General features: G+C 36.6%; 16 protein-coding genes. 13 read left to right on the forward strand and 3 right to left on the reverse strand.

Annotation, left to right across the window (positions count from 1 at the left end):
* Positions 1 to 5 precede the first annotated feature (5 nt).
* Positions 6 to 545 carry a helix-turn-helix domain-containing protein gene (locus tag PG766_RS00885; RefSeq protein WP_008374904.1) on the reverse strand — a complete coding sequence of 180 codons (540 nt, stop codon included), beginning with the start codon at positions 543 to 545 and terminating at the stop codon, positions 6 to 8.
* 361 nt (positions 546 to 906) lie between these two features.
* Positions 907 to 1,539 carry a helix-turn-helix domain-containing protein gene (locus PG766_RS00890; RefSeq protein WP_270590244.1) on the reverse strand — a complete coding sequence of 211 codons (633 nt, stop codon included), beginning with the start codon at positions 1,537 to 1,539 and terminating at the stop codon, positions 907 to 909.
* A gap of 291 nt (positions 1,540 to 1,830) precedes the next feature.
* Here PG766_RS00890 and PG766_RS00895 point away from each other — a divergent pair, with 291 nt between their 5' ends.
* From PG766_RS00895 to PG766_RS00920, 6 genes are all read left to right on the forward strand, one after another.
* Positions 1,831 to 2,028 (forward strand): DUF6462 family protein, encoded by a 198-nt coding sequence (locus PG766_RS00895; RefSeq protein WP_270590245.1) that lies wholly within the window; start codon positions 1,831 to 1,833, stop codon positions 2,026 to 2,028.
* An 18-nt stretch (positions 2,029 to 2,046) separates the two neighbouring features.
* Positions 2,047 to 2,448 carry a hypothetical protein gene (locus tag PG766_RS00900; protein WP_270590246.1) on the forward strand — a complete coding sequence of 134 codons (402 nt, stop codon included), beginning with the start codon at positions 2,047 to 2,049 and terminating at the stop codon, positions 2,446 to 2,448.
* Between the two features lie 183 nt (positions 2,449 to 2,631).
* Positions 2,632 to 2,898: an HNH endonuclease gene (locus PG766_RS00905; RefSeq protein ID WP_270590247.1), complete on the forward strand. Its 267-nt coding sequence runs from the start codon at positions 2,632 to 2,634 to the stop codon at positions 2,896 to 2,898.
* A 521-nt stretch (positions 2,899 to 3,419) separates the two neighbouring features.
* Positions 3,420 to 4,223, forward strand: a complete 804-nt coding sequence (locus PG766_RS00910; protein ID WP_270590249.1) for a hypothetical protein — start codon at positions 3,420 to 3,422, stop codon at positions 4,221 to 4,223.
* Position 4,224: 1 nt separating this feature from the next.
* Positions 4,225 to 4,968 (forward strand): sigma-70 family RNA polymerase sigma factor, encoded by a 744-nt coding sequence (locus PG766_RS00915; protein ID WP_270590251.1) that lies wholly within the window; start codon positions 4,225 to 4,227, stop codon positions 4,966 to 4,968.
* A 16-nt stretch (positions 4,969 to 4,984) separates the two neighbouring features.
* Positions 4,985 to 5,452: a hypothetical protein gene (locus tag PG766_RS00920; RefSeq protein ID WP_173686460.1), complete on the forward strand. Its 468-nt coding sequence runs from the start codon at positions 4,985 to 4,987 to the stop codon at positions 5,450 to 5,452.
* Positions 5,453 to 5,713: 261 nt separating this feature from the next.
* Here PG766_RS00920 and PG766_RS00925 read toward each other — a convergent pair whose 3' ends face one another.
* Positions 5,714 to 5,860: a ribbon-helix-helix domain-containing protein gene (locus tag PG766_RS00925; protein WP_173686461.1), complete on the reverse strand. Its 147-nt coding sequence runs from the start codon at positions 5,858 to 5,860 to the stop codon at positions 5,714 to 5,716.
* A gap of 141 nt (positions 5,861 to 6,001) precedes the next feature.
* Between PG766_RS00925 and PG766_RS00930 the strand changes: the two genes are divergently transcribed.
* The 7 genes from PG766_RS00930 to PG766_RS00960 all read left to right on the forward strand — a co-directional run bounded on the left by PG766_RS00930 (position 6,002) and on the right by PG766_RS00960 (position 15,131).
* Positions 6,002 to 6,283: a hypothetical protein gene (locus PG766_RS00930; protein WP_173686462.1), complete on the forward strand. Its 282-nt coding sequence runs from the start codon at positions 6,002 to 6,004 to the stop codon at positions 6,281 to 6,283.
* A 4-nt stretch (positions 6,284 to 6,287) separates the two neighbouring features.
* Positions 6,288 to 6,497, forward strand: a complete 210-nt coding sequence (locus PG766_RS00935; protein WP_173686463.1) for a hypothetical protein — start codon at positions 6,288 to 6,290, stop codon at positions 6,495 to 6,497.
* 3 nt (positions 6,498 to 6,500) lie between these two features.
* On the forward strand, positions 6,501 to 6,893 hold the full coding sequence (locus PG766_RS00940) for a hypothetical protein (RefSeq protein WP_173686464.1): 393 nt from the start codon (positions 6,501 to 6,503) through the stop codon (positions 6,891 to 6,893).
* Between the two features lie 14 nt (positions 6,894 to 6,907).
* A complete protein-coding gene (locus PG766_RS00945) occupies positions 6,908 to 8,032 on the forward strand; it encodes a tyrosine-type recombinase/integrase (RefSeq protein ID WP_270590253.1) in 1,125 nt (374 codons plus the stop codon).
* A 783-nt stretch (positions 8,033 to 8,815) separates the two neighbouring features.
* A complete protein-coding gene (locus PG766_RS00950; RefSeq protein WP_118198410.1) occupies positions 8,816 to 10,018 on the forward strand; it encodes a DUF6361 family protein in 1,203 nt (400 codons plus the stop codon).
* Entirely contained in the window at positions 10,011 to 11,858 is a 1,848-nt protein-coding gene (locus tag PG766_RS00955; RefSeq protein WP_118198409.1) for a phospholipase D family protein, read from the forward strand. The genes PG766_RS00950 and PG766_RS00955 overlap by 8 nt, the downstream gene beginning before the upstream one ends.
* Before the next feature lie 12 nt (positions 11,859 to 11,870).
* On the forward strand, positions 11,871 to 15,131 hold the full coding sequence (locus tag PG766_RS00960) for a DEAD/DEAH box helicase (RefSeq protein WP_118198408.1): 3,261 nt from the start codon (positions 11,871 to 11,873) through the stop codon (positions 15,129 to 15,131).
* Positions 15,132 to 15,133: the final 2 nt, after the last annotated feature.

Consider the following 15,133-nt stretch of genomic DNA (forward strand, 5'->3'; position numbering starts at 1 on the left):
TGTACTTAAAAACTTGGGGGAGTGCTGACCCAGATCAGGCGTGCCCCGGAAGAAGACGATGCTTCTATATAATGCTTTGCGTGGGGAGTAAAATAAAAGGATTCTCCCTTTTTAGCTTTGTAGACCTTATTGCCTACGTGGATTTTGACGGAACCCTGAAGCACGTATCCGAATTCCTCACCTTCGTGTGGAAGATCCGGGTAGGTTGCACCGCCCGGAGCCAGGGTAAGACGGATCGGTTCCATCATATTGCGCTGGGCATTCGGAATGATCCATTCAATCGTATTCTTCAGATCAGTATCCTTTTTTTCAAAATAATCCTCATCACCGAAGACAACCTGTTCTTCCTCGTCATCGCTGAAAAATTCATTCAGATTGGTGCCGAGACACTGCAGAATATCAACCAGTGTGGCGATAGAAGGAGAAGTAAGATCCCGTTCCAGCTGGGAAATGAATCCCTTCGAAAGCTCACTCCGGTCTGCAAGTTCTTCCTGGGTAAGATTTTTCGCAATACGGAGCTCCCTTACTTTCTGTCCGATGTTCATAAATAGCTCCTTTCTGTAAATTGTTTGTAAAAATAAAAATAAACCTAGAGTTTAGTATTTCTATACACACGACAAGGTTTATTATACTATAGTTTAGAGAAAAAGCAACCGTTTTATAAGGAAAATGGAGGTTTTTTGGAAAAATAAAAATTCGGTAAGAAATGACTAATTTTTATTTAGACCACCTTTAGACCACTTTGCGAAAATTATATGAAAAAAATCCCCCGAACCGAAAGGAAATTCGAGGGACTTTAGCTGATTACCAAAAAGTTTTGATTTTACGATTCCTTACGCTTGGAATCGACAATGATAGGATAACAGGCAGATAGAGAAAAAACAAGATTAGTCTGCTATAGTTGATTTATAGTTCATCTATATATTCTTTATATTCCGATGAAAGTTTTCTTAAAGCATTGTCAAGTAATGTTTCATATTCTTCACTATCAATTACATAATCTTGAAGCAATTTATTGAATTTAATAAATTTTTCTACAAAATGATTTACACAAATTGCAAAATAATTCATTCCGGGATTTGTATTATTCATTCCATGGTTGGAAAAATAAAAAGCATAATATTCATTAGTGTCAAGTCCTGTTATGCCTAAGTCTTCATTAACAGGACAAACGTGCTCTTTTACTGTTATTTTTTTAAATCTAATGCCGGAAGTGTCTTGCTTAGAAAAAGATGCGAGCATCATTGCAAAATCGACCGGAGTGAGATCGCTATTTTTGGTTTTTAAACCTGTAAGATTATCCATAGATAGATCAAGAGCTGAGCATATACGGTACATTTGCTCAAATGTAAAAAAATCAGAATTTTCTTCATTTAGGCAAGTTGATATTCGTCCTTGCTGAACTCCGGCTATTTTTGAAAGCTGTTTTTGTGTTAATTTCTTTTGCTTTCTCACTTCATTCAATTTCTTTTTTATAGAAATATAGTCTAATTGTATTTCTTTATCTTCTGTAGTTGTTTCAATATCTTTTTCACGCATATATAAATCCTCATAACAAATAATTATCTATTTTAAATATAATTATATAGTATTTGAATATTAAGTTCAAGTACCGTTATCATTATTTGATGTAAACATGATGATTCCCGTTAGACGTACTGCAATTATGATGTACTTCTGATTGATGGTGATTTATGTATTTTTATGTTGTGTGTGACAAACAACGATGCTTCATACGTTTAATCACGCATACGGCATGTGACGTGTTGAACATGTTTATGATGATTGCAATCATGGAAACTGTAGACAAGAGAAAAGAAAGGAAAAGATATGAATTTATCAACAAACAAAAATATAAATGGTGAACTTGTTGACTTAGATCAGGCTTGTTCGATTACAAATCTTGGTAGAAATACGGTTCGTAATTTAGCTTCATCTGCCGGAGCAATAAGAAAAATCGGGCGATGTAGCAGAATACGAAAAGATATTCTTCTCAATTACATTGAGGAAAATTGCAAAGCTGAATAGCGGAAAGCAGGCAAGAAAATGGCTAAAAAGAGTTTTAAGCCGGATTATAACGCCTGCATAGGTAATAACAAGCATGAAAATTTTGGTTCGATATATGAAAGCATGGTGAAGTCTGAACAGTTTAAAGCATTGAGCAGTCCGGCAAGAATGCTATATGTATTATGTAGGATTCAGCATAAAAGCAGCGCAGGAAAAGCTTGCTTGCATAATCACAGTGAAGAATTTGGCGTGAAATATCCAGACTCATGTTTTGTATTTCCGGCTAAGCAGCAATTAGAATACGGATTACAACGAACAAATTCACAAAGATACTTCAAAGAACTAATAGAGAAAGGATTTATAGAAAAATATGAATCGAATAAACATAGAAAAAAAATAAATGTTTACCGGTTCAGTAGCAAGTGGAAAGATAGCAGTTAAAAACATTTTACTGTGTATACGGCATATAACAGACTGTTATACAGCATATAACAAAATGTAACTGTAAAGAGATTTTGTTATACACCATATAACGAAATAGGCTTGATTTAAGAATTTACGTTATACGGTGTATACACATTATCTATATATACCATATGGTATGTCTTTCTGAAAGGGTAGTACATGGATAAAAATACATACAAGCGATATCTTCGTACACGACACTGGCAGCAGCTTCGACAAGAAGTTCTAAGACGGGCAGATGGACGTTGTGAAAAATGCGGTTATCAGCCTTGGAAACCTAACGGCTTGCAAGTGCATCATCTGACTTATAAAAATGTAGGAAGTGAAAAAATGGATGATTTGATTGTGGTTTGCCCTCGGTGTCACATGGCTTTGCATGGAATTTATGGAAAGCGTAAGCCAGAGAATATAAAGAAGAACAATTAAATAACTAACCTAGATGTACTTCAACACGGTAAAAAAATGGGTAACTTGCAGACACACTCCATCACGGTAAAAAAGGCTGAACAACAGCATCGTTCGAGGTAGTAAAAAAAGAGTGACTTGCAGAGACTCCAAGACGAATAAAAAATAGCGGTTAAACTGCTATCGTCTGAGGTACATAAAAAGGACATAGCAAAACAGTTGTGATTTCAAGGTATTTTTATTGAAATTCTGTTTGGAATGTCTGGATCATAAATCAAAAGTGGTCTAAAAAGTGATACTTCATTGAGTGAAAAGCTGAGAAAGCTTGTAAAATAGCGGTTCTATGGAGTTGTGAAAGTAAATCACTAATTTAGTATTACGGAAATAGCGGATCAGATGAAGAAATATGGTTATATTGGCTACTGCCTGATCCGTGCCGGGGGTTATGGTGGAATCATCCCCGGGGTGTCTCTGAGGTGCTGAAACAAAGAAAAAATAAAAAAGGGACTTACCCGGAACGGGTAGAAAGAAAGGAAATAAAAATGATGAGAAAATTTAAATGTGAAAGCGATTTTATGGCAGAAAGCAAAAGAATTTATAGAGCATATGTTGAGGAAGAGAAAAAGTTAAAAGGTTTGATTGATGAAACCAATTTACTTAAAGATTTAACAAATGAAGCAAAAGAAAGAGAAACTAAGAAAATTCAGCAGGAAATTTCTGAAAAAAGAGCCGGCATGAAAACACTTTTATCTAATCTGGAAAATGATTTTGCGGATTGGGCGTTTGAATTTGCCGATCTGACAGGCGAGGGGCTTGATAGAAAGCTTGCAACAGCTCTTTCTTCTGGAATTAGTTACAGTCCGCAGGAACTGTTGTATCTTGCCAAAAAAGCCGGAAATAATCAAGCTGACGCACGCTTATTACATGATTATGCGAAATCTCACGGTTATGAGCTTAAAAATTATGTTTCACCAGATCAGAAAATTGAAAAGTTCCACAAGATGAATGAAACGTTCGGAAAATTTGCAGATGATGAGGACGGAAAAAACTGGCTTAGACTTCCAGATGCTGAAATTGATATTTTCGTTGGAAATCAGCTTTCTTCTGTGGAGATTATGCCGGAAAATATGGAAATTCGTACAGTAGCGAAGTCTATTGATGAAGAAATTTCAAGAGATATTGCAGAAAATGAAAAGAAAAAAGCCGAAAATGCTGACAAAGACGGCGAATTTCTTAACGGGTTTGGTGTTGATCCAGAAGAACCAGATACAAACTTTTACAAGCCGGAAGATGATGCAACTGAAAATGTGAGTCCAGAAGAGGAAAGCGAAAACGTAGATCAGTAAAATGGATTTATCAGAAATCAAAACTATTACACAGGCAAAGCAGGGTGACAAGCTCGCTCTGCTAGCCTTGTACAATCAATATTTGCCTTTATTCAAAAAACTATGCCGTAATCGTGCAGATTATTCTAATGTTCTGGAATATGATGATTTATTACAAGAATGCTTTCTAGCTCTGAAAAGTACCGTAAACAGCTATAGTTTTGAGCGTGGAGCAAGTTTTAAGACGTATTTATACAGTTGTGTGAAATGGCATTTAAACAGAGTGATCGCAAAGCACTCTAATGTGACGGAAAATCAACTGACATTGATACTGCAAATAAAAAAGTTCCGGGAGAATTATGAAAAACAACATGGACGTATGCCAGATAATGCCCTTGTGATGCGTGAGTTCTTTATTTCAAGGGATTATTTACGGGAATTGGACATTTTAAAGGATTTAAAAATCACTTCCATAGATGTTCCAATCGGTGAAGATAATGAAAGCACATTAGCGGAACTGCTGCCGGGTGTAACTGATCTGGAAGAGAAAACTGTAAAAAGGTTGTCTATAGCGGAGTTTTGGGAAATTCTCAATGATGTTTTATTGCCTGCTGAATGTGAAGTTATCAAATTGTTTTATCTGGATAATTTAACAGTGGCAAAAATTGCAGAGAATACGGGAGATACAGAAAAACAAGTCCGGCAATTACAACAGCAAGCACTGAAAAAATTGAGAATGAGAAAGAAAATCAAAGAAATTATTTGAAGAAAGAGGTATTAACATGAGTGATAATTGTTATTTTGAAATGAATGAAGTTGAAGCGAATCTTGAAAATATAATGAATTCTTTGGAATTTGCTAATTATCAGCTTGCCACTGGAAATATCTTTTCAGCGGACGAGCCTAGAGATCAGGCATCAATTGAAAAAATAAATGATTTAACAGATGCTATTTCAGATAAGCTTTGTGATGCTATGTACAATTTGCGTGAACTTCAGAAAATAATTGATGGTTCTACGGAAGTATTTCCAGAAGAAAATGATACAGAAGAAATTACAGAAGAGATGCAGGAAGTAGACTACGCAGATGCTATCCCGTCTTTATACGGTGCAAAAGTTATAAGCATCGAAGATATAAAGATTGGGGGCGAAAACGGCATACTGATTGAATTTGATACCGTAGATGGCAGCAAGGCAAAGCTAATTTATGCTATGGATTCGCTCTATCAGGTCAATGGGGGCGAAAAATAATGTCTAAAATTACACCACTGAAAGCAATTAGGCGAAAATGTTTGGAATGCTGCGCCGGGCAACGGTTAGAGGTTCGGGAATGCCTTTTAAAAACTTGCCCTCTATTCCCGTTTAGAATGGGACACAGACCACCAGTCGAACAATTTACTACTGAAAGCATTGAAATTGATAACTAGTGTCCTAGCCATGGAGTTATTGCAACAGAAATTGAAAATGAGACAGCAAAAAGGCAAGGGGAAACAGACCTTGCCTTTAAAATTATCATTTTGCTTTATCTTCATTGACGTATGACTGCAAAATAATGTTGATTAAGTTGTTTAAACTTCGGTTTTCACGTTTCGCAATCTCTTCCAGATTAGATTTTAACTCTTCTGGAATTCTCACAGTTGTTGGAATGGTATTTCCCATAAAAACAGCTCCTTTCAAATTCATTTTAGCATGAAAGCAATATGAATACAATTGTATTCATATTGACATCTATAAAAAGTGATGGTAAAATGAATACAAGCGAATACAAATAAATACTTTTTTAAGAAAGGAAGATTCAAAATGGAAAATGAAAAAAGACTTGAAGATGCTTTATCTGATGTAAAGGCAGAGTTAAGCGAACTCAAAATGGCATTAAACGAAATCACAGACAGGTACGACACGTATTGGAATTTAAACATGACAGAAGCTATAAAATTTTACAGAGGGGATACAGGTAATGAAGTTGGAGAAGCAAGTTGTCGATTTCTTTTTGAACATGATCGGATCATGTGGCTTGTGCGTACTGCAAGAGTGTATTGCGAAAGTGCAGAGAATATTTGTAAAAATGTAGAAAAGGAGTAAAAACATGGCAAGGATAAATGTAATGAATGCGATTGAAGAAGCCCGGAAAAATATATCATCAAGATACGATGTCAGTTTTCATACATTGGTAGAGATAACGGAAAAATATTCTACTAAATATCAAATTGCTTCGGCTGCATTTTGTCTTGGATATGGACAAGGGCTTAAAGCTGCTAAAGCAGAAAAAAGCATCAACGGAGTGAAAGGAGAATAATTTATGAGTTATACAGTAAAATATACAAAACCAGAAAAGAAAGAGCCTGTAAAATATGTTTTGATGCAGGAAGAACCAAAAAAGATAAAAGTTGATGTGTCAAACAACAAAAAAAATCCTAAGCAGGAGCCACTAAAAAACAGTAAGACAATATTTTCATATACCAACGGCAAAGCAAAGGAAGAAAAACAGCTAATGAAGCATATCGCATTAACTACAGAAGAAGTTGTTGATCTTAAAATGTATTTTGCACTTACACATCAAAGAATCACAGATGAAATTGAAGTATGGGAAAGTCTGAAAGATAATCCGACAGCTCCGGCAGCCGGAAATAATCTGATTTTCTGGAAAAAGATGGAAACACTAATAAACAAGCTAAGCAAAGAATTACAGTAGGAAGATGTGATATTATGGCAGCAGTTACAAAGGGGAAGAAATTACCAACAGGGATCAGAAAGAAAAATACGAATTCCTTTGAAATCAGAGTGAAACATGATGGAAAAACATATTATGAATATGCTCCAACTCTCACCGAAGCGAAGAAAAAGAGAGTTGATCTAAAATACCGGCTTGCACATGGAACATATATCAAGCCGACAAGCTATACTTTTGATGAATGGTTCAATTTCTGGATTGAAAATTATAAGATGAATTCTGTTAAGATCGGAACAATCCAAACGTATCGAAATTATTATAATTCATGCGTAAAAGAACGTTTCGGAAATGTGAAGCTTGATAAAATAAAGGGTGCAGACATTCAGAAATTTTATAATGATCTGGTAAAAAGCGATCATAAACTGGCTACAATAAAGGTCATAAAAGCTTTTATGAATAGTACTTTTAAACAAGCTGTAAAGGATGGAATAATAGCAAGAAACCCCTTCGATGCTACCAATTTACCACGTAAGACCAAACCAGAAAAGGAAAGAACAGCCTTGACCAGAGAGCAGCAAAGCTTGTTTATGGAATATGCAAAGGACAGTTATTTGTATAATCTTTTTGCTGTTATGCTTAGAACCGGAATGCGTTCCGGGGAAATCCGGGGACTTCGTTGGAGCGATATTGATAGAAAAGAAAATGTAATACACATTACAAGAACTCTAAAATATATCAACGGACAAGGCTTCATTGATGATACGGCAAAAACGAAAACGTCAATCAGAGATGTACCGTTAATGGCTGATACAATGATCTACCTGGAAAACCAAAAAAATTACTGGTTATTCAAGATAGAAAAAATAGACAGATATTTATTTTGTACTGTAGATGGAAACCCGATCAGCGTTCAGATGTTACAAACGGAAATTGATAATGTTGTCAAGAAAATACATGAAGCAGGGGAAGATTTTCCACGGATCACAAGCCATGTATTTCGTCATACATTCGCCACAAGAGCCATTGAAGCCGGAATGAAACCGCAAGTGCTTAAAACTATTCTTGGACATAGTTCTTTAGCTATGACAATGGATTTGTACAGCCATGTCCTACCAGATACAAAAGCGGAAGAAATGCAGAAAATAGCAAGTATATTTTAGGAGAGAGCAGCCGTTGAAGCTGCTCTTTTTATGCAGAAATTTAGCCCAATTTTAGCCCACCTCTGAATAAACGCTGACGGATATAGACAAACAAAAAACCCCGAAAAATTGCAGAATTCGGGGCGAAAAGAACAACTATGGAAGTAGACGGACAGTAAACTTGTAAACCTAGAGTTTAGTATTTCTATACACACGACAAGGTTTATTATACTATAGTTTAGAGAAAAAGCAACCGTTTTATAAGGAAAATGGATGCTTTTTTGAAAAATAAAAAACGGGTAAGAATTGACTAATTTTAGTTTAAATTATCTTCAGATCGCTTTTGAAAAATTGCACGAAAAAATCCTCCGAATCGAAAGGAAATTCGAGGGATTTTAGCTGATTACCGGAAAGTTTTGATTTGTCGATTCCATATGTTTGGAAGCGACAAATGATAGGATACTAATGAGGGTGTGGGAAGCTGATTCCTATATCCTTTTTTTGTTTTAAAAAACGATTGAATGTTATAATAATAGCAGATTGGAGAGCGATTAGAATTGAAATCGTTTTACAAAGACAATACTAAATTGTCAATAGGCATGGAAGGCGAATCGGGATATTATGCGGATGGTATCTGCGCTTCATATATATATGATTACGATAACGAGTATATACCGGCTCGTTCTTCCCAATCTTCTCATAAGGCAAATTATTGATACTTAATAAAGCAATATATGCTATACTGAGAACAGTTGTAATTCATTATAAATATCAGATAAACAGTTAAGTGGGGAGCGCAACAATATGCAATTGGGATGGATAGATTTTTCAAAGGAAGACAGGCAGAAGGCATTGGATGTGATTAACCTTCTGAGTGAACAGGGAGCAGTCGATGAACTTGGAATCGGTATAGTTCGTGATGCTTTTGCTAATTATTTCTTTCCTGGGACCTCAACCATCCAGACTAGAGCAAAGTATTTCCTTATTGTCCCATATGTGCTAAGGGAAGCTGTTGATGGCAGATATGGAAAGGATGTCAATAGAGTTTTAAGAGCTATAGATTCGGCTGAAAAAGATTGTGGTATCAGATTGTTAGAAACTGATTCCAAAGCGGAAGGTGTTATTGGAACTCGTGTATTACCAAAAGACTGGGTAGCAAGAAAACCATCAGATATCTACTGGAATGGAATTCGTACATTTGGAATATTCTGTGAGTATGGTCTGTCTATACAGGAGTATGTTTCATTGGCAGTAAAACTAAAAGAACAGAAGTCCATCAGTCGCATGGGAAACAGAAATGATGATGCGGAAGAAAATGAGAGAGATGATTCAGATGCAGGAGATATCAGTAATGTTAGATTCTGGAATCTTCCGATTTATCATGATGACTGGCGAGACAACCTTACAATAGAGTTGACGCAGGAGGAAGCATTCTATCTGGATAAGCAGATTCAGAAGTCAACGAAAGGGTCTCTTTTGGAATATGTGCTGAAAAATCGTATTAATTTGAATGAATATGACGATTTTGCTTCTTTGACGGCTGAACTATCAGAAAAAGTAAATGAAAAGATGGCATATATGATGAAGCTTGCCTGCGATTTTAATAATCTGGTGTATATGGCAAGAGTAAGATACAATGTTATGCTGTCAGAAGGCGAGAATATTTATGCAAATGCTGAATGGCGCAAGTTACTTCCGGATATCAGGCATAATGCAACAGTCGATCTGGATGCTGTCTTTGCAGAATTGCAGCTGATAAATCCAAGAGCAAAGAGCTTTCTATGCGGGATACAAACAGCATTTATGGCATCGGATATTGATATGGCTGATGAACTGATTTGTAAGAGGGAACGGAGCCTGAAAGGAGCAGCCAGAGCAAAGCTAAGCAGAACAAAAGAATTTGATCATTCCAAATGGGTAGGTGGTGGAATGCTTGATTACAGATTCTCGAATGCCAGAAGAATTGTGAATGACATCTATGCTGGGGAGGTGAGTGCTGATGTTTAGACCGGATTCAAACAGAGATAGAACTGGTTATAGCAGTATTTTGATGCCTCCGGACGGATATAGACTGGATAGAGCAGTAGGCACTACATATTCACTTGACCTGGAAGCACTCACAGCCGTGGCGATATGCCTTGGATTATCTGAAGAAACAGATAGTAAGCTTATGCAAAATCCAATTGGTATGCTGAATGCATTGCAGAAGGTGTCAGATAAAATCGTGCTGTTTTGTGAAGCAGGACAGATTAAAGTATCAACAAAACCGACCGCACTATCTATTTTATTAGAAAAAATGGTAGTAGAAGTCGCACTGCCAAAGGATAGACAGCTTGGTCGATACCCATCATTTCATCCGAAAACATGGGTATTAGCATATGTAAACGCTGAGGGAGATAAAAAATATCGTTTTGTGGTAATGAGCAGAAATCTGACTTTTGACCGGAGCTGGGATATCAGCTTTGCAATGGATAGCAGTGAAAATGTCAGACAGAAGAAAAAGACACAGCCTATTTGTGATTTCCTGGATTATCTTGTAACGAATGTGCACAATACCAGCAATAATGCCGGAAAGAAAAGGAATTTGATTCGCGGATTATGTGCAGACGTTAAGGATGTATCCTTTTCACTTGATAGTAAAATATTTGGAGAGAATTTTGAAGTGCTTCCACTTGGCATTGGAAAAAATGCCTACCGGATGCAGGAGGATATTCTGTTCTGCAAGGAAAAAGGAAATGCCAATTCGTCATTTAATGAGCTTGTAGTGATGTCTCCGTTTTTGTCAGAAAGTGTGATTGCTGATTTTAACCTTACAGACAGGGCATTGTCAGACTGTAAGAGAACACTTATTACCAGACGTTCCGAGCTTGGAAAACTCAAAACATCAGATGTAGATAATTTCACCATCTATGCATTAAAGGATGAAATTATAGATGGTGAGGATGAAATTTCAGATGAACTGGCAGATAAAAAGAAGCAGGATATTCATGCGAAAATTTATCTGAGAAGGAAATATTCAGATGTTGATCTGTATCTTGGTTCCATGAATGCTTCCTATTCTGCGATTAATAAAAATGTTGAAATGATGCTGTGGCTTGGTACAAAGAATATGTATCTGAATGGGGATAAATTTTTAGAGGATATATTCTGTGGACCGGCAGGAGATGTAAAGAATCCATTTGAACAGGTTACAGTAGCAGATGCTGTTTTGGAAACAGAAAGTGATAATAGAAATCTGCTGGAGCAGAAAATTAAGGACTTGTGCCGAGTGAAAAGGCAGGCTGTAATTTCAGAAGATAATGAGAATGTCGGAAAGTATAAGATAGTGGTTGAGTTTGGAGGTATTGAATCTGATAGTGCAATTACAGTATCACCATTTAATTCCAAGCAGGAGCAGTTACTAGCAGAACACATTGAGTTTTTAGAACTTGAGATATTACAGTTATCTGAGTTCTATGAGATTATTGCAAGATCAGGTGATGATACGATCCGAAGAATTATTATGATTCCTACAAACGGTTTTCCAGATGACAGAGAAAGTGCTGCAGTAAACAGTGTTGTAAAGGACAGAGCTTCATTTGTGGAATATATTGCTTTTGTATTGGAGGATGATTATATTGCATCCATGCTTGAAGGAAAGCAGATGGGAGAATCCGGCTTTTTTTGTAATTCAAGCGATGCTATGCCGGCACTTTATGAGAAGATGCTTAAGACTTCGGTAGACGAACCGGAAAGAATAAAAGATATCGGGTATATACTAAAAATGGTCACTGATAATGAGATTATACCGGATGAATTTCGTGAACTTTATGAAACGTTTTGTAATACTTTGAAAATCAGAAGATAACGAGGTGATGTTGTGTCACAATTTAATATAGATGAAATCGAAAAGCGTACCCTTGCCGGTCTGAAAGATTTTCAAAGAGCTACTGTAGAAAGAGTGGAGTATCTTTTCAGACATAATCAGAATCGTGTGCTTGTTGCTGATGAGGTCGGTATGGGAAAAACACTTATTGCCAGAGGGGCAATTGTGAAGACGGCGAGACTTAGAATTGAAGAAAAGGATGAGCTGTTTAAAGTGATATATATTTGCTCTAATCAGAACATAGCAAATCAGAACATTAGAAAACTTGATGTGACAGGGAAAAATAGTATTGGCTCAGTAGCTGATACAAGATTATCTATGCAGCATTTGAAGATTACTGAGCAGGAGAATGATCCTCAAGTAAAGGAAGGTTACATACAGCTTATCCCGCTTACACCAGAAACATCTTTCCGTATGACTTCAGGAGGAGGAAGTGTGCAGGAAAGAGCATTAATATTTGCAATCTTAAAGAGAATACCTGACTTTAAAGGACATATGACATCTCTTGAAAAGTTTATGATATTAGATGCTGTAAAAGCATGGGATGGATGGGCAAAATGGAGCTTTGAAAATCGTGTGGTTGAATGTGAAAAGATGACGAATGGTGTCTATCCACAAAATGTAATTGATAAGATTTTAAATTATTCGGAATATAGTGAAATCAAGGACATGCTACTTAATCATTTGCATGAAAGAAGATATAATAAACAGCTTACATATTCCAATTATTATGTAATGAATAAATTACGTGTGATGTTTGCGAGAATCAGTGTATCCATGCTCGAACCAGATCTTGTAATCATGGATGAATTCCAGAGATTTAAATTTCTTCTATCATCTGATGACAGTGAGCTTGGCATCCTTACACATAGTTTTCTTAGCGGACATGATACAAGAGTGCTTCTGCTGTCAGCAACACCATATAAATTGTATTCTACCCTTGAAGAAATTGATGAAAATCAGCTGGACGAACATTATGCAGAGTTCTTTCAGGTTATGAACTTCCTTTTTGACGATGAGGTCAAAGATACAAGTTTTAAGGAAATCTGGAAAAACTATTCCGTTGCTTTAAGTGAATTAAAAGCTGGAGACAGTGCAATTATCCGTATGAAGGAACTTGCGGAAAACGCCATGTATCAAGGAGTCAGCAGGACAGAACGAATATCTGTCATGGATTCTGGGGATTATACAGATGACAGCAGTGTGAAACACCATCTGCGGATAGACGGGAACGATATTAATTCTTACATACAGATGTCACGATTATTGTCAAAAACAGATTCAAAACATACGTTGCCGGTAGATTATGCAAAGAGTTGTCCTTATCTTATGTCTTTTATGAAAAAATACAAAATAAAAGAGCAGATAGAAAAATATTATACGAAACATCCCGATGAATTTGGAAATGAAAGAGAACAGAATCTTTTGTGGCTGAATCGTAACAAAATAAATAAATATGATGAACTGCCGAAAACTAATGCAAGGCTTGAAGCATTGAAAGAAAAGGCATTTATTGGTGGGGCGGAAAAATACCTGTGGATTCCACCATCAATGCCATATTATGAGATGCAGGGAGCATATAAAAACAGCAAAGGGTTTTCAAAAATACTTGTTTTTTCTGCATGGGAGATGGTTCCACGAATGATTGGTGCTATGGTTTCCTATGAGGCGGAAAGACTTACAGTTGGAAAATTGGTACATCAGATAAAGAACCAGGATAAGAAGAATACAGGTTATTTTGCGGAAGGTTCGAGAAGATACCCAGTGGCAAGACTGAGGTTTAATGTCTCAAATGGAGAAGTAAGAGGCATGAGCCTATTTTCACTGCTTTATCCATCTAAGACACTTTCGGATATGTATTTACCGATTGAGTCATTGAATAATCATGAATCATTGGAAGTTATAGAAAAATCGGTACGGCTGAAATTGAAAGAGAAGCTTGCAGTAATCAATGAAAAGTATGGTGATGCGTTTAGTAATAAGGAGGATGCCAGATGGTATTATCTCGCACCGATGCTCATGGATGGAGTCATTTATGCAAAACATTGGATAGACGATATTGTGTGGGAAATGAATGTTGATGAAGAAGATACAACATCTGAGGTCAGAAGCAGTTCGAAGGATAAAAGAAATAAAGGATTTCTTGCTCATATTGATAGGCTAAGAAGTTATCTCGATGCACCGGAAGAGATTCATCTTGGAAGAAAGCCGGATGATCTTCTGGAAACATTGGTAAATATGGTATTAGGATCGCCAGCAATATGTATTTATCGTTCAAATGGAAGAAGCACAGCCAGAGCAACATCACTGGCAAAAGTGTTTGTGAATAATTTTAACTTACCGGAGTCAACAGCTATCATTGACCTTGCCTATGGCAGATGCAGAGATGATAATTCTCATTGGCAGAACGTACTTAAATACTGTAAAGATGGCTGCTTTCAGGCGATGATTGATGAGTATATCCATATGTTGAAGGAAACGGCGGGTTTTCAGTCAGAGGGTAACCAGTATCAAATTGTTCATGATATGATGATGGATTCATTGAAAATACATACAGCTACCTATATCGCTGATACTTATCCTGATTTCAAAAAGCGTATCAACGGAGCTGACAAGAAAAGTGACGGGTGTCGAATCAGGTCGAGTTATGCGGTTGGATTTACAAAGGATGCAGGAGATAATTCCAAGGTAGTCATGCGTAAAGAAAACATTAGAAATGCATTTAATTCACCAATGCGTCCGTTCGTGCTTGCTACAACATCTATCGGGCAGGAAGGACTTGATTTTCATAATTACTGTCGTGTGATTATGCACTGGAATCTTCCAGGGAATCCGATTGATTTAGAACAAAGGGAAGGCAGGATCAATAGATTTAAGTGTCTGGCAATCAGACAGAATGTTGCTGATAAATATGGGAAAGCGGAGGGCATCACATTTAAGCGGGACATATGGGCAGAAATGTTTGAAGCAGCCAAAGCGGAAAAGCAGGATGACCAGTCAGAGCTTGTACCATTCTGGTGTTTCGGAAAAAATCAGAGTGTAAAAATAGAAAGACTTGTACCAATGTATCCTATGAGTAAGGATGAGGTTAATTATGAAAGGCTGATAAAGATACTGTCTCTTTACCGGCTTACATTAGGACAGGCAAGGCAGGAAGAACTTCTGGAGTATTTATTCAAGGAGTTCAAGGACACAAGTGGATTGAAGAAACTGTTTATCGACTTGAGTCCATTTTCAAAGAGAAAAGAAGGTTGATG

The sequence above is a fragment of the Coprococcus sp. LG101-27 genome, assembly GCF_027695515.1.
Classification (GTDB): domain Bacteria; phylum Bacillota; class Clostridia; order Lachnospirales; family Lachnospiraceae; genus Allocoprococcus; species Allocoprococcus comes.

Excerpts from the sequence above, each read along its gene's own strand:
- PG766_RS00935 (WP_173686463.1), top strand. The coding sequence starts at position 6,288 with ATGGCAAGGATAAATGTAATGAATGCGATTGAAGAAGCCCGGAAAAAT.
- PG766_RS00920 (WP_173686460.1), top strand. The coding sequence starts at position 4,985 with ATGAGTGATAATTGTTATTTTGAAATGAATGAAGTTGAAGCGAATCTT.
- PG766_RS00940 (WP_173686464.1), top strand. The coding sequence starts at position 6,501 with ATGAGTTATACAGTAAAATATACAAAACCAGAAAAGAAAGAGCCTGTA.
- PG766_RS00900 (WP_270590246.1), top strand. The coding sequence starts at position 2,047 with ATGGCTAAAAAGAGTTTTAAGCCGGATTATAACGCCTGCATAGGTAAT.
- PG766_RS00925 (WP_173686461.1), bottom strand. The coding sequence starts at position 5,860 with ATGGGAAATACCATTCCAACAACTGTGAGAATTCCAGAAGAGTTAAAA.
- PG766_RS00905 (WP_270590247.1), top strand. The coding sequence starts at position 2,632 with ATGGATAAAAATACATACAAGCGATATCTTCGTACACGACACTGGCAG.
- PG766_RS00950 (WP_118198410.1), top strand. The coding sequence starts at position 8,816 with ATGCAATTGGGATGGATAGATTTTTCAAAGGAAGACAGGCAGAAGGCA.
- PG766_RS00890 (WP_270590244.1), bottom strand. The coding sequence starts at position 1,539 with ATGCGTGAAAAAGATATTGAAACAACTACAGAAGATAAAGAAATACAA.
- PG766_RS00945 (WP_270590253.1), top strand. The coding sequence starts at position 6,908 with ATGGCAGCAGTTACAAAGGGGAAGAAATTACCAACAGGGATCAGAAAG.
- PG766_RS00955 (WP_118198409.1), top strand. The coding sequence starts at position 10,011 with ATGTTTAGACCGGATTCAAACAGAGATAGAACTGGTTATAGCAGTATT.
- PG766_RS00930 (WP_173686462.1), top strand. The coding sequence starts at position 6,002 with ATGGAAAATGAAAAAAGACTTGAAGATGCTTTATCTGATGTAAAGGCA.
- PG766_RS00915 (WP_270590251.1), top strand. The coding sequence starts at position 4,225 with ATGGATTTATCAGAAATCAAAACTATTACACAGGCAAAGCAGGGTGAC.
- PG766_RS00910 (WP_270590249.1), top strand. The coding sequence starts at position 3,420 with ATGATGAGAAAATTTAAATGTGAAAGCGATTTTATGGCAGAAAGCAAA.
- PG766_RS00885 (WP_008374904.1), bottom strand. The coding sequence starts at position 545 with ATGAACATCGGACAGAAAGTAAGGGAGCTCCGTATTGCGAAAAATCTT.
- PG766_RS00895 (WP_270590245.1), top strand. The coding sequence starts at position 1,831 with ATGAATTTATCAACAAACAAAAATATAAATGGTGAACTTGTTGACTTA.